This window comes from Paenibacillus planticolens, from assembly GCF_013141725.1.
GTDB lineage: Bacteria > Bacillota > Bacilli > Paenibacillales > NBRC-103111 > Paenibacillus_E > Paenibacillus_E planticolens.
In genome coordinates, this window is the sequence record NZ_WHNZ01000085.1 from 1 (window position 1) to 12,106 (window position 12,106).

15 protein-coding genes are annotated in these 12,106 nt (G+C 48.4%); 5 read left to right on the forward strand and 10 right to left on the reverse strand.

Annotation, left to right across the window (positions count from 1 at the left end):
• Nucleotides 1–117: 117 nt before the first annotated feature.
• On the reverse strand, nt 118–273 hold the full coding sequence (locus GC097_RS32030) for a hypothetical protein (RefSeq protein WP_171687322.1): 156 nt from the start codon (nt 271–273) through the stop codon (nt 118–120).
• Between the two features lie 173 nt (nt 274–446).
• Here GC097_RS32030 and kduI point away from each other — a divergent pair, with 173 nt between their 5' ends.
• From kduI to GC097_RS32050, 4 genes are read left to right on the forward strand one after another with little or no spacing between them, the layout of a single operon-like run.
• On the forward strand, nt 447–1,280 hold the full coding sequence (gene kduI / locus GC097_RS32035; protein WP_171687323.1) for a 5-dehydro-4-deoxy-D-glucuronate isomerase: 834 nt from the start codon (nt 447–449) through the stop codon (nt 1,278–1,280).
• Nucleotides 1,281–1,315: 35 nt separating this feature from the next.
• Nucleotides 1,316–2,071 carry a DeoR/GlpR family DNA-binding transcription regulator gene (locus GC097_RS32040; RefSeq protein WP_171687324.1) on the forward strand — a complete coding sequence of 252 codons (756 nt, stop codon included), beginning with the start codon at nt 1,316–1,318 and terminating at the stop codon, nt 2,069–2,071.
• Between the two features lie 18 nt (nt 2,072–2,089).
• The gene (gene kduD / locus GC097_RS32045) at nt 2,090–2,842 is read left to right on the forward strand and encodes a 2-dehydro-3-deoxy-D-gluconate 5-dehydrogenase KduD (protein WP_171687325.1); all 753 of its coding nucleotides are present in this window, start codon (nt 2,090–2,092) and stop codon (nt 2,840–2,842) included.
• Nucleotides 2,843–3,673, forward strand: coding sequence for a sugar phosphate isomerase/epimerase family protein (locus tag GC097_RS32050; protein WP_171687326.1), 831 nt, complete (start codon nt 2,843–2,845; stop codon nt 3,671–3,673).
• 44 nt (nt 3,674–3,717) lie between these two features.
• Here the strand turns inward: GC097_RS32050 and GC097_RS32055 are convergent, their stop codons facing one another.
• From GC097_RS32055 to GC097_RS32075, 5 genes are all read right to left on the reverse strand, one after another.
• Nucleotides 3,718–4,191 (reverse strand): GlcG/HbpS family heme-binding protein, encoded by a 474-nt coding sequence (locus tag GC097_RS32055; RefSeq protein ID WP_171687327.1) that lies wholly within the window; start codon nt 4,189–4,191, stop codon nt 3,718–3,720.
• A 150-nt stretch (nt 4,192–4,341) separates the two neighbouring features.
• Nucleotides 4,342–4,560 (reverse strand): hypothetical protein, encoded by a 219-nt coding sequence (locus GC097_RS32060; protein ID WP_171687328.1) that lies wholly within the window; start codon nt 4,558–4,560, stop codon nt 4,342–4,344.
• A gap of 98 nt (nt 4,561–4,658) precedes the next feature.
• Nucleotides 4,659–5,666, reverse strand: a complete 1,008-nt coding sequence (locus GC097_RS32065; protein ID WP_171687329.1) for an LLM class flavin-dependent oxidoreductase — start codon at nt 5,664–5,666, stop codon at nt 4,659–4,661.
• A 95-nt stretch (nt 5,667–5,761) separates the two neighbouring features.
• Nucleotides 5,762–6,085, reverse strand: a complete 324-nt coding sequence (locus GC097_RS32070; RefSeq protein ID WP_171687330.1) for an HPr family phosphocarrier protein — start codon at nt 6,083–6,085, stop codon at nt 5,762–5,764.
• A 25-nt stretch (nt 6,086–6,110) separates the two neighbouring features.
• The gene (locus GC097_RS32075) at nt 6,111–6,326 is read right to left on the reverse strand and encodes a hypothetical protein (protein WP_171687331.1); all 216 of its coding nucleotides are present in this window, start codon (nt 6,324–6,326) and stop codon (nt 6,111–6,113) included.
• Nucleotides 6,327–6,620: 294 nt separating this feature from the next.
• Between GC097_RS32075 and GC097_RS32080 the strand changes: the two genes are divergently transcribed.
• On the forward strand, nt 6,621–6,815 hold the full coding sequence (locus tag GC097_RS32080) for a hypothetical protein (RefSeq protein ID WP_171687332.1): 195 nt from the start codon (nt 6,621–6,623) through the stop codon (nt 6,813–6,815).
• Nucleotides 6,816–6,904: 89 nt separating this feature from the next.
• Here GC097_RS32080 and GC097_RS32085 read toward each other — a convergent pair whose 3' ends face one another.
• From GC097_RS32085 to GC097_RS32100, 4 genes are all read right to left on the reverse strand, one after another.
• A complete protein-coding gene (locus tag GC097_RS32085) occupies nt 6,905–8,668 on the reverse strand; it encodes a sensor histidine kinase (RefSeq protein WP_171687333.1) in 1,764 nt (587 codons plus the stop codon).
• Nucleotides 8,669–8,806: 138 nt separating this feature from the next.
• Nucleotides 8,807–9,688, reverse strand: coding sequence for a carbohydrate ABC transporter permease (locus tag GC097_RS32090; protein ID WP_171687334.1), 882 nt, complete (start codon nt 9,686–9,688; stop codon nt 8,807–8,809).
• Nucleotides 9,685–10,596: a carbohydrate ABC transporter permease gene (locus GC097_RS32095; RefSeq protein WP_171687335.1), complete on the reverse strand. Its 912-nt coding sequence runs from the start codon at nt 10,594–10,596 to the stop codon at nt 9,685–9,687. The genes GC097_RS32090 and GC097_RS32095 overlap by 4 nt, the downstream gene beginning before the upstream one ends.
• Before the next feature lie 66 nt (nt 10,597–10,662).
• On the reverse strand, nt 10,663–12,087 hold the full coding sequence (locus GC097_RS32100) for an ABC transporter substrate-binding protein (RefSeq protein WP_171687336.1): 1,425 nt from the start codon (nt 12,085–12,087) through the stop codon (nt 10,663–10,665).
• Nucleotides 12,088–12,106: the final 19 nt, after the last annotated feature.

Genomic DNA, 12,106 nt, shown 5'->3' on the forward strand with positions numbered 1-12,106 from the left:
TTTGACGGGGTGAGATTGGCGCTGTTGAATACCAGCGACTCTTGCCGGCTATGATCGTGCTAGCCGCTGACCAGCAAATAAAAAAGGACGAAGCAGAAACCTGTCTCGTCCTTTTCTCTACTCCCGATCGCCCGTCGAAAAGGCGCTCTTGATATTGTCCATAATTTCCTCGACCGCTTCACTTACCATATCCGTTGGCGTTGTATCTTCTTCCTCCGGTTTAGTCGGAATCGTGTCGTTGCAGACGTGTTCGAAATAATGACTTTTATCCATAGGCTAACCTCCTGTAGGCTTGTTGTTTCCTTAATCGTCACCCTTTATTCACCCATTGCGGACGATTTGAACCATCTGCCGAAAACACTTGCTTAATCCTCATGATTGGAGTAAATTAAACCTATATGAACCTATATCAACTCAAATAAACCGTACCAAGGAGCGATTATCACATGGATATCCGTTACGCATCACACCCGAATGAAGTTAAACAATTTGACACAGAACGCCTGCAAGCTGAGTTCCAAATCAACGCTTTGTTTGCGCCGAACGAAATTAAACTAGTATATTCCCACGTTGACCGTTTTATCATCGGCGGCGTGCTTCCAACGACCAACACCCTTCAACTGCAAGCGGACAAGAAAGAAATGGCGGCTGATTACTTCTTAGAGCGTCGCGAAATCGGTATCATTAACGTTGGCGGCCGCGGTACCATTACAGTTGACGGCACTGCGTACAACATGGATTCCAAAGATTGCATTTACATCGGCCTTGGCGCGAAAGATATTACATTTGCTAGCGAAAATGCAGCTGAACCTGCCAAATTCTACTTCAACTCAACGCCTGCTCACAAAACATACCCAACTGTAAAAGCGGCGATTAGCGAAGCTACTCCGGCTCACCTGGGCAGCATCAATACATCCAATGAGCGTACAATCTACAAATACATTCACTTGGACGGCATTCAAAGCTGTCAACTCGTTATGGGGATGACGCTTCTGAAACCAGGCAATATGTGGAACACAATGCCATCTCACACGCATAACCGCCGTTCCGAAGTTTACTTCTACTTCGACATGCCGGAAGATGCGGTTGTTTTCCACATGATGGGCGAGCCGCAACAAACGCGTCACGTCGTTATGCGCAATGAGCAAGCTATCATTTCCCCAAGCTGGTCCATCCACAGCGGCGTAGGCACGAACAACTACACATTCATTTGGGGCATGGCCGGCGAAAATCAAATGTTCGACGATATGGACGCCGTGGCTATGAAAGATTTAAAATAATCGGTAATCTCTCTTTTGGAAAGTGATGATCATCGATGAATCCTTTACGCAGGTACGAAACCATTATGGAAATACTCCTGGCGCAGAAAGAAGTTACCGTTAACGAGCTTAGCGAACGACTGGATGTAACAGGCAAAACAATACGTGAAGACTTGGCCAAGCTGGAGGAAAAAGGGCTGCTCGTCCGCATTCATGGCGGCGCCATGCTCGCCCAAAGCGATCAGCTTGGCATTCTCTCGGCGAAAGAGCCAATTGTTAAACACGCCGATCAGAAATCGGAAATTGCGACAATCGCTCTGCGCTACATTCAGCAGCGGGACATCATTGCCCTCGACGGCGGCAGCACAACGCTTGAAATTGCCAGGCGGCTGGACAATCAGCCGCTTACAGTTGTGACCAATGATTTATATATTATTTCCGAGCTCCTGCCTAAGGAAGAAATCCGGCTCGTTGTTCCCGGCGGGTACAGAACCCGTAACATGCTTGTGGGTCCTGAGGCCGTTGCTTATGTAAATTCGCTGAACATACAGAAATCGTTCATTTCTGCAACCGGCGTTCATCTTCAGCACGGCTTTACCATTTATACGAGTGATCACGCCGATTACAAACGTGCGTTGATCGCGTCCAGCGCAACCGTCTATGGCGTTGCCGATCATTACAAATTCGGCCAGTGCGCTTTACGCACGTTCGCTTCTTTATCTGAGGTCGCCATGATTATAACCGACAGCAATCTGCCCGCAGAAACGGCCAAGCAGTACCGTGACGCCGGCATTCAAATCGTCACTCATTAGTGAAAAGGAGTATCTTTCATGACACTTTTTAATTTAGCAGGAAAAACAGCCTTCGTAACCGGTGCTTCCGGCGGCCTGGGCCAAGCGATGGCTATCGGTCTTGCCGAAGCTGGCGCTAACGTCATTGCCGTATCCTCTTCCGAAAGCGTGCAAACGGTTGAAGCGATCCGTGCATTAGGCGGCAAAGCTGAGCTAATCGCAGCGGATTTAAGCAACGAAGACATCCTTGAGGATGTTGTTAATAAAGCTGTCGGCATTTACGGCGGCATCGATATTCTTGTGAACAACGCCGGAATCATCCGTCGTACGCCAGCTGTCGATCATGCGCGTCAAGATTGGCACGACGTCATCGACCTGAACTTAAACTCCGCTTTCTTCCTGTGCCAGTTGATCGGCCGTCATATGATCGAGCGCGGCAGCGGCAAAATCGTGAACATTGCTTCCATGCTGACTTACCAAGGCGGCATCAATGTACCGGGCTATACGGCAAGCAAGCATGCGATCGCAGGCGTTACGAAAGCTTTGGCGAACGAATGGGCAGGCAAAGGCATCCAAGTCAACGCCATCGCGCCAGGTTACATGACGACGAATAACACAGCGCCAATCCTCAAAGATGAGAAGCGCACACAGTCTATTACAGAGCGTATCCCGGCAGGACGGTGGGGCTCGCCGGAAGATTTGAAAGGACCCGTTGTGTTCTTGTCCTCGGACGCTTCCGATTACATGAACGGTCACGTTTTATGCGTGGACGGCGGATGGATGGCGAGATAAATGGGTATCGGTACGCTAGCTCATGCCGTCGGCCATCTTCCACTGAACCAATTAACAGAGAAGCTACGCGGACGGGGCATTGACTTCGTACAATTGGCTCTCAGCAAAGCCATCAGCGATATCGACACAAGCCTGGGCAAGCTTAGTCCAGGTCTCGCCAATCATATTGGCGAACAGTTCCAGCGCGCCGGTATCCGCATTGGCGTTCTTGGCTGCTATATCAATCCGATTCACCCGGATCCGCAGCAGCGGCGCTACGAAATCAACCGGTTCAAAGAGCACCTGCGGTACGCCAGAGATTTCGGAACGTCCATTGTCGCCACAGAAACGGCAGACTTGACGACATACCTGTCGCAAGATGCGGAGCGATATGAAGCCATCGGTTGGGAGCTGCTCAAGGAAACGGTTGAGGAACTGGCCGAGGAAGCGGAGCGCTGGGGCGTTCACATCGGACTTGAGCCCGTTTTCACTCACACGTTATCCAGCAAAGAAAAAATGGTACGCATCATGGAAGAAATCCCGTCGAGCAACTTAGGGGTTGTCTTTGATCCTGTGAACCTGCTCCCCCCTGCTGCTGTGGATGATCAAGAAGATTTCTTGGCTGGGGCCTTTGCAGCTTTCGGCGACCGCATCGTTCTTGCTCATTTGAAGGATGTTGTCGTTCGTGACGGCAAGTTGGAAGCGGTACGCTCCGGACAAGGCATTTTCCAAACCCAGTCGTTCCTGGAACAACTCCACCGGGTTAAACCGGGTATCGACATTTCTTTGGAACAGCTTTCCCATGAAACCATTGACAGCACCGTTCAATATGTAAGAAGCCTTATCCATTAAAATAAGCCCCGCTCGCCCTGATTAGGGAGATCCGGGGCTTTGTTTTATTTTTTGATATCAGGATCAGTCATCACTTCATATTCATCGCCTAAATAACACTGCAAAGCCTTAAGCACCGCGACGCCTACGGCAATGTCATCCTCGCCGGCACCTCCGCTGACACCGACTCCCCCAATGACACAGCCATTCACGACAATCGGGAATCCTCCGACAAAAATAGCAAACTTTCCGGGCATCATGGCATGTATGCCAAACGCCTCGCCATGAATCGTCGCCGGTCCTCCGGGCTGATTGAACAAATGCGTCGAGCGCCGATGACCGCTTGCTGTAAAAGCTTTCGCCATCGCCATTTCAGGGCTCGTGTTGCGAGCGCCATTCATTCGTTCCAAGGCGATTACATAGCCGCCATCGTCTACGATACATATCGTTTCTGCCGCATTAGCCTCTATAGCGGCTTGTATGCCTGCAAAAATCATAACCCGCGCTTCTTCAAGTTCCAGCTTAAAAACCGACTTCATGCGTAGTTCCCCTCCCTGCTGCTTGTCGACACATGATGACGTGAATTTTGAGTCTCCTCCTTCCATTCATATGGAAATGTGCAGTTTTTATGTTCGCGCAATAAAAAAGCCTATCCGGCTTTTCACAAGTCCGAATAGGCTTTTTTGCACTTATTTGTTAGGTTGTTGCCGAACGACGCGAACAGGCCGCTCCACCCAATTATCGCGTTTCATTGGCCGAACTTGATTAATGGGGTTGGCATAATCAATTTCCGGGTTTTTGCCTTCTTCCCTCGCCTCCTCAGCCAGCTTCTCCTTATAACCCGTTCCAGGTGCCGGCCCACCGCCGCCATTCCGCTTTCCCTTATTCCAAACTCTGTTCTTGCTCATTTCACCACTCCATTTTAGGTTTAAGTGTAATGGCAAGAAGAGAAAAACGCAAATAATTACTTAGAAATGGCACAGCATTCAGCAGTCATATAAATCCATTACCCCTTCAGTTCAAACACTTCTGCAAGCAATCGATACGAGTGTATTCTCGCCGCCACATCATGAATAGGTGACACAACCATAATTTCATCGGCTTGATAGGCTTCGTTCAGCTTAAGCATTTCCGCTTTCACTTGCTCCGGCGTGCCGACGATCCGCTTATGCTGGCGATCTTGGATCATAGCCAGATCCCCTGGTGTGTAGGGATAATTCATCGCTGTTTCAACGGATGGAAAAGACGGCAGCAGTGCGCCGCGGCCAAGCGACAGGAAAAACAAATCCGTGCTTGTAGCCAGACGCTTCGCCTCCTCTTCCGTATCCGCACAAATAACCATAATCGCCGCTAACGAATGAGCTTGTTCATTCAAAATCGACGGCTTGAAATGCTCGCGATAAATCCGCAAGGCCTGTTCGCAATCCGCATTGCCAAAAAACTGCGCAAAGCCAAAAGCAGCCCCTTTATCCGCCGCAATTCGGGCACTGTCGTAGGAAGAACCGAGCAGCCAAATCTCGGGTGCAGTTGAAATGACCGGAGATGCGTGCAGGGCCGCGAAACGGTGATTCGCCGGCAGCGCATCATATAAATAACCCGTCAGATCAGCAACCTGCTGCGGGTATTGGTCTACGCTCGTGTATTTCCCCTCTTGCAGTGCGCGCGTTGATATCGGCATCCCGCCGGGAGCGCGTCCGAGTCCGACGTCAATCCGCCCCGGGTGCAGCGCCTCCAACAAGCGGAAATTTTCAGCTACTTTATAAGCGCTGTAATGAGGCAGCATGATGCCGCCTGATCCTAATCGTATCCGATTCGTTTTGGCGGCCAAATGTGCGATAAGCACCTCTGGGCTTGAGTGTGCGAGCGCCTGCGAGGCGTGATGCTCCGATACCCAATACCGGGTGTATCCCAATTTGTCTGCCTCTTGGGCCAGCTCCGTCGTTTCAGCCAGCGCATGTGCCGCTGTGCGACCTTCCCCTATTTGTGATTGGTCCAAAATACCCAATTTCAACATCGTTAATCACCTCTTCACTAACTGTAACACAAACAAGCACAGAATAGCAAAAAAAACAGCCAAGCTCGATATCTTGACTGTTTGCAACGATTCTTTTATTGCGCTACCCGGGAGCGCTTTAGTGTATAGCGTGACGGCAATCTATATATTCGTTGACGCCGCTCTTCATTTTGCAAAAATACGGATACCGCTGTGAACGCTTCCTGCGCATCCGCCCCATCTACCAGCAGCTTAATCGTTTCGTGCGCGCCAAGCGAAAGGCTTAATGTCACTACGCCCAATAGTCCCTTGGCATTCAGCAACTCCCCCTTCGTGCCTACATAAATTTGACTGGAATAGCGGCTAGCAATCGCGACGAAATTCAAAACTTGATCTATCGTCCAAGGACGATACATTTCAAATGACCACTCAATTTTCAAGGTGTTCTCCTCCTTGTTGTGCAATTTAAAAAATCGGAATCCGATACTTGTCTCCCTCTTCGGAGTAAAGGTGTGCTTCAGAGCTGAACAGATCGATTTGCAGCGGCGGGTTTTGAATCGCGTTTAACGTAATTTTGTTGTGCTTTAGCGCAGTCAGCAAGGATGGGATCAGCTTATGATCCGTCCCCATTAAGTTCACGACGACATGGACGTCATTATACGAAATGTTTGTACGATTCATTACAGCAAAACCTCCATTTCATAAAATAAAAAAAGCATGGACTCAGCATCCACGCTTCCGGTTTTCCGGTCAGAATTAGATTTCATTAAATTCCAATAAGTTTACTATGAATTAACTGTTGTTTGTATTTTAACACTGTCGCTCACCATTTGTCAACCGCCTCAATGGCGATACAAATTGTTTATTTTCGCAGGTGCTGCCAGAAATAGACAATATCTCTCAATTTACACCTCTACCAAAAATTGGCGTTTAATGATAGTTTAAGATATACATCAAAGCGAGGGAGAGATCTCAATGAGAACCATTTATGAGAATTACCGAGGCTTTAAAATTTGCAAAGAAGAGAGCACCTATAATGCCATTTCTTCAGACCATGTTGTTTTCAGCCGCTGGCAGCTGAGTCAAGTCTTGGATACAGTTGATCAATATGTGGATATTACCGATCACAACTCGTCAACAGATACCGAATTTGGTTTGCCCCAAAACTAAACTTAATCATAGCTACTTACTTCGTATGCAAAAGAAACCTAGCGGTATTCTTACCGCTAGGTTCTTTATCTAGCAGACTAACTCAGGCCTTAAGCCGGAGGCTGCTTCCATTCATTCTCATCAAGAATCGCCGGAATCTCAATCCAGGCACGTACGCCTTGCTCTTCTCGATGGCTGTAATGCAAGCCGTAGCTGCCCCCGAAGTGCAGCTGAATCCGCTTTTGAACGTTGATAATTCCGAAGCCCCGGTTGCTTTCTTTCCCTTGCAGAATCGCATTCAACATGTCGATATCGGCCTGCCGGTAACCGTTGTCCTCGACACTGATGATGACTTGACCATCGCGGCTTCGCACCTTAATCCATAACTCTCCGTCTTGGCTCATATGCTTAATGCCGTGCAGAATCGCATTCTCAATTATGGGCTGCAAAATGACCTTCGGCACGAGATACTTTTTCGCATCCTCTTCAATGTCCCAATGCACCTTAAACGCGTACTCGTACCGGAACAATTGCAACCGTACATAAGCCTCTGCATGATTGATTTCCTCCATCACCGGGATCAACAGCTTTCCTTTACTTAGCCCGATCCGCATAATGAGCGACAAATCCTTAATCATTTCAGCAGACTCCGTCGCCCCTTCCATAAACGTATGCCAGTAGACAGACTCCAGCGTATTGTAAAGGAGATGCGGATTAATTTGGGTATGGAGAATCGACAATTCAATTTCTTTATGCTTTAATTCCAGCTCATATTGATCATAAATCGTTTGATTTAAACGGTCGGTCATCCGGATAAAATGATTGCTCAGCAGCACGATCTCGTTTTTACTTTCCGAATGCATGGATATTGCCAGCGGCCTGCCCGGATGATAGGAATTCGTAATGCGGGCCAGCCTCGAAATCGGCTTCAGAATCGATTGAATAAAATACATGCTCGCCAAAAATAAAATAAAGAAATAGATAAACATGATCCAATCCACTAGGCGCTGCACACTGATGTGATCGATGATGATCGATTGCACGGGAACCCGCATCAGCAGCTTCGTATTCGTAGCTTCACTGGTATGAAGCACATGCATATACTCTACGCCGCCTTCTTTCAGCTTATAAACCCCCTCCACTTTATCCGAAGCAACGGGCATTGTGGAGCCGATTTGGAATTTCTCCGTATTGGTAGCGAGCACCGTGTTCTCTTGATCCAACAGCATGACTTGGGCATCCGCATACTTGTCAAATGGCAAAAAATCTTGCTGCAAAGGCGTCTCAATTCCCGACACAAGCAAGTAACCGATGACGGTTTCACCGTTATAAATGCTGTTGAGCTGCCGCAGGTAGGCAACGGTTTGCACACTATTCGGATTAAAGCCGAACTTATCGATAACGCGAAGAACACCTTTCCCTTTTGCTTGACTAACCGATTTGTACCAGGAGAGCGCATTCAAATCCGTTGCGTAAAAAATGCCGTTGTTCAAAATATCGGAATTCGGCACAAAGGAATACTGCTTATCGGTATCTGAAAAGAACATGGAATAGCGGATCGCATTCGTTGAATAATTGCTTAAATATTTATCAAGCGTCTTAAAAATCTCAAAACGCTCGTATTCCGACGATGAAGGGATGCTGGCGAGCTGTTGAATCTCCTGCGAGATCATAATTTTCTCCGTTTTTTCCTCGAAATCGCTGCTTTCCCTATCTAATGTTAAATGGCTTCCCCGCACTAGCTGCAGCAGCGCATTTCCCACCTGCTCTTCTGTGATGGACTCCAGCTTCTTCGCGACGACCAAATCCAAGACCAATATCGGGATGACGACGAATAAGATGAGCAGGACGATCAGCTTTTTCATCAGATTCATATTACGCAGCATTTTACGCATACTGACTTTCCTTCCTTTCCAGCCCTTCCATTTCGTCTTAGTTTCGCGATCGCGGGGACATTCTCCTTTAAGCAAAAGAAAACGCCACCAGAAATAGCTTCTGATGGACGTTCTTCGCTACCCTTTAACACTGGAAACCGAAATGCCGCGAATAATAAATTTTTGAAAAATGAGGAAAAACACCACCGGCGGCAGCATCGCCATCGTCAATACGGCAAAGCGGACGCTCCACGGAATGACCGATGTCGAGTACACCACATACAGATAGATACCTGTTGCGAGCGGGTACATCCCTCTCTCCGTCATCACAAGACTAGGCCAATAGAAATCGTTCCACGTCGCCGAAAAAGATAACATCAACAGCGTACCGATGATCGGAGTGGAGAGCGGAACCGCAATTCGGATAAAAGAGCTGAACTCGCTTGCCCCGTCCATCCTGGCGGCTTCCAAGATTTCTTTGTGAATGCCATCGAAGAAGTTTTTGAGCAGCAGCATGAAGTAGGCGTTCGCCGCAGCCGGCAGCCAGAAGGCCCAATACGTATTCAGCAAGCCCAAGCTTTTCAGATTGAGCAGATTCGGGACGATGTACGTAGCCGGCGGAATGAGCAGCGTAGAAAAGAAAAACAGCGTCACCCAACGTTTGAACGGAACTCTTAAATGTGACAGCGCGTAAGCCGCCAATCCGATCAGCAGCAGCGAAACGACCACGTTGCCGATATAGATGAACACGGTATTTTTGAGAAAGGTCAACAATGGCAGGTCAAATCCGGTAAAAGCATCCTTATAGTTCGTCCAGATCCAGCTTTCCGGGAAAAAGGTCGGAGGAAAAGCAAAAAATTCCTCGCGTGTTTTCAGCGACCCAAAGAACGTATCGAAAAAAGGGTACAGCATCGTTGCTCCCATCAAGAGCATCAGCACCACCATGATGGTGTAGCCTGTGCGTACGGTGCCTTTTTTCATATCATATCTTGAAATAATGCCGCGTTCTTCTTGCTTCATGCCTTCTCACCTCTACGCTGCAGCAGATTATATAACACGGACAACAAGATTAAGACGAAAAACATTAAGCTGCCCATGGCACTCGCTTTGCCGAAGTCAAGATCGCGGAATGCCGTATGATTGAGCCACAGCAGGTACGTTAACGTAGCATTGTTCGGCCCGCCGTCCGTCATGGACAATTGCGCCTGGAAGCCCTGTGACGTAGTAATTACCTGCAGTAGCAGCAAGAGCAGCATCAATGTTCGGATACTCGGGAGCGTGATGTAGCGGATACGCTGCCATACGCTGGCCCCGTCAATTTCAGCCGCTTCGTAGATGTCCCTCGGAATTCCTACGATTGCCGCGATATAGATGAGCGTCGCTGCGCCGAAGCTTTGCCATGTTTCAAGCACGACGATGGAACCCATGGCCAGTTTAGGGCTGAAGAATTCCAGTTTGGGGAGACCCAGCGTTTGCAAAAAGGAGTTGATCGGACCTACGGCATCGTAGAACCACATCCACATCCCATACAGGACGATAGCGGGAATCGCACTTGGCAGGTATCCGATAATGCGCGCTCCCCCCTGAAACCATTTCAATTCCGAGACAGCGATGGCAATGAGCGGCGGAACCCAGAAGCCCAGCACAATACCGAGGCCCATATAATACAACGTATTTTTGACAGATGTAAGGAGCAGCTCATCCTGAAAAATACTCAGATAGTTGGCCAAACCAATAAAATGGTTGCCATCCACGAAATCTATGTTGTAAAAGCTGTAGAAAATACCTTTGATAATCGGCACCCACAAGAAAATAATAAAGAACACAATCTCCGGGACGATAAATAGAGTCCCCCATAGATACCAATTGATTTTCTTCTTTACGGAGCTTGCCGCTGCAACAGGCTGTACATGTAATTCTGCATCCATCTCCAACACTCCTTATGAAATCGGACCTAAACCGCGAGGGCGGCTTAGATCCGATCGATCCGGTCACTATTCGACTTTCACTTTATCAAACACTTCCGTTTGCACTTTGTTCGACGCGTCAGTTAAAGCCTTTTTCAAATCTACATCTTTGGTTGTGAACACTTTTTGGATCACATTGGCCATCTCTGTATAGTATTTTTGCGCTTCATACTGAGCTTCCGGCTTGCCGTCCCACAGGCTGAGAAGCTGCGGATCATATTTGAAGACATTGTCGTATTTAGCTAACAGATCGGTATACTTTTTACCGAAATCGGAGGAATCTTTCCAGTAGTTGATTGGCTGCGGAATGTAGACACGGTTTTTCGTTTTACGGTCTTCGATCTCTTTTTTCGTGGAGTTTAAGAAATCGTCCGTGAAATACTCATCCGTGATCCATTTGAAAGCAACAGCCTGCTGATCCTTGTCGCTCTTCGGATTGATTACGCGGTAGTTGCCTCCGAGAACCCCCGTATGCTTGCCGCCTTTGGTCAGAGCCGGCATTGGATACACAACCATATCCTCTTTAGGAATACCGCCTTCGTTAATCGCCGTATCCGCCGCATTGCCGCTTCCGCACATAACCATCGCGCCGCGTCCTTGCGAGAATGCGCTTAATGCGTCGCCATATCCGAGCGCCCAGTTTTGCGGAATCAAGTTCTCGTCTTTCAGCTTTTTATAAAATTCAAGCGCTTTCAAGCCCGCGTCCGAATTGAAAATGCCGACTACTTTACCGCCATCAAGCTTCTGTACATCCCCGCCGGCCGCATAGAGGAAATTCGTCCAGTTCCAGCCTGCTTCCGGGCCTTTCCCCATGGGGATAAAACCTGCGATGCCTTTGGCAGGATCATTGATTTTTCTTGCTGCTTCGAGCAGATCGTCCCATGTCCAATCCATTGGCGGCAGTTCTACGCCTTTATCTCTAAACAGCTTTTTGTTGAGCGTAATGGTCATCACGTATCCGTCAATCGGCACGCCGTACGTTTTTCCATTCACCACAAACGGTTTGGAGAGAAGATCATTCATATCTTTCGCATGTTCCCAAGCATTCATCGAATCCGTAATATCCGCTACCCATTTCTTGTCAACGAGTACCTTACCTTCGGTTGCATACGTCGTATACTCGGTCGGAGCGCTGTTGGAAGCCATTTTGATACCGATTTCCAGCGGATTGTACTGCCAGTCGTCCTTTTTAAACTCTACGTTCGGGTTTTTCGCTTTGAACCGGGCGATCCGTTGATCAAGCTGATCATTCTTTTCTTTTTGGTCCGGCTTGAAGCCTTGGGCGGTAATGGTCACCTTTTTGGGAGCAGGTGCTGCTGTTTGCGCATTGGTTGCACTGCTAGCGGCCGGACTGGCGCTTGGCGTGCTCGTTGTAGCGGTTTGCGTGCCGCATCCTGCCAATAGGACCGTCAGTGCTATCGCACTGATTGCGGATGTCTTTTTACCTCGCATCTTTGGTTCCCCTTTCAAA

Excerpts from the sequence above, each read along its gene's own strand:
- GC097_RS32065 (WP_171687329.1), bottom strand. The coding sequence starts at position 5,666 with ATGTTGAAATTGGGTATTTTGGACCAATCACAAATAGGGGAAGGTCGC.
- GC097_RS32030 (WP_171687322.1), bottom strand. The coding sequence starts at position 273 with ATGGATAAAAGTCATTATTTCGAACACGTCTGCAACGACACGATTCCG.
- kduD (WP_171687325.1), top strand. The coding sequence starts at position 2,090 with ATGACACTTTTTAATTTAGCAGGAAAAACAGCCTTCGTAACCGGTGCT.
- GC097_RS32040 (WP_171687324.1), top strand. The coding sequence starts at position 1,316 with ATGAATCCTTTACGCAGGTACGAAACCATTATGGAAATACTCCTGGCG.
- GC097_RS32075 (WP_171687331.1), bottom strand. The coding sequence starts at position 6,326 with ATGAATCGTACAAACATTTCGTATAATGACGTCCATGTCGTCGTGAAC.
- GC097_RS32095 (WP_171687335.1), bottom strand. The coding sequence starts at position 10,596 with ATGGATGCAGAATTACATGTACAGCCTGTTGCAGCGGCAAGCTCCGTA.
- GC097_RS32090 (WP_171687334.1), bottom strand. The coding sequence starts at position 9,688 with ATGAAGCAAGAAGAACGCGGCATTATTTCAAGATATGATATGAAAAAA.
- GC097_RS32085 (WP_171687333.1), bottom strand. The coding sequence starts at position 8,668 with ATGAATCTGATGAAAAAGCTGATCGTCCTGCTCATCTTATTCGTCGTC.
- GC097_RS32080 (WP_171687332.1), top strand. The coding sequence starts at position 6,621 with ATGAGAACCATTTATGAGAATTACCGAGGCTTTAAAATTTGCAAAGAA.
- GC097_RS32055 (WP_171687327.1), bottom strand. The coding sequence starts at position 4,191 with ATGAAGTCGGTTTTTAAGCTGGAACTTGAAGAAGCGCGGGTTATGATT.
- GC097_RS32050 (WP_171687326.1), top strand. The coding sequence starts at position 2,843 with ATGGGTATCGGTACGCTAGCTCATGCCGTCGGCCATCTTCCACTGAAC.
- GC097_RS32100 (WP_171687336.1), bottom strand. The coding sequence starts at position 12,087 with ATGCGAGGTAAAAAGACATCCGCAATCAGTGCGATAGCACTGACGGTC.
- kduI (WP_171687323.1), top strand. The coding sequence starts at position 447 with ATGGATATCCGTTACGCATCACACCCGAATGAAGTTAAACAATTTGAC.
- GC097_RS32060 (WP_171687328.1), bottom strand. The coding sequence starts at position 4,560 with ATGAGCAAGAACAGAGTTTGGAATAAGGGAAAGCGGAATGGCGGCGGT.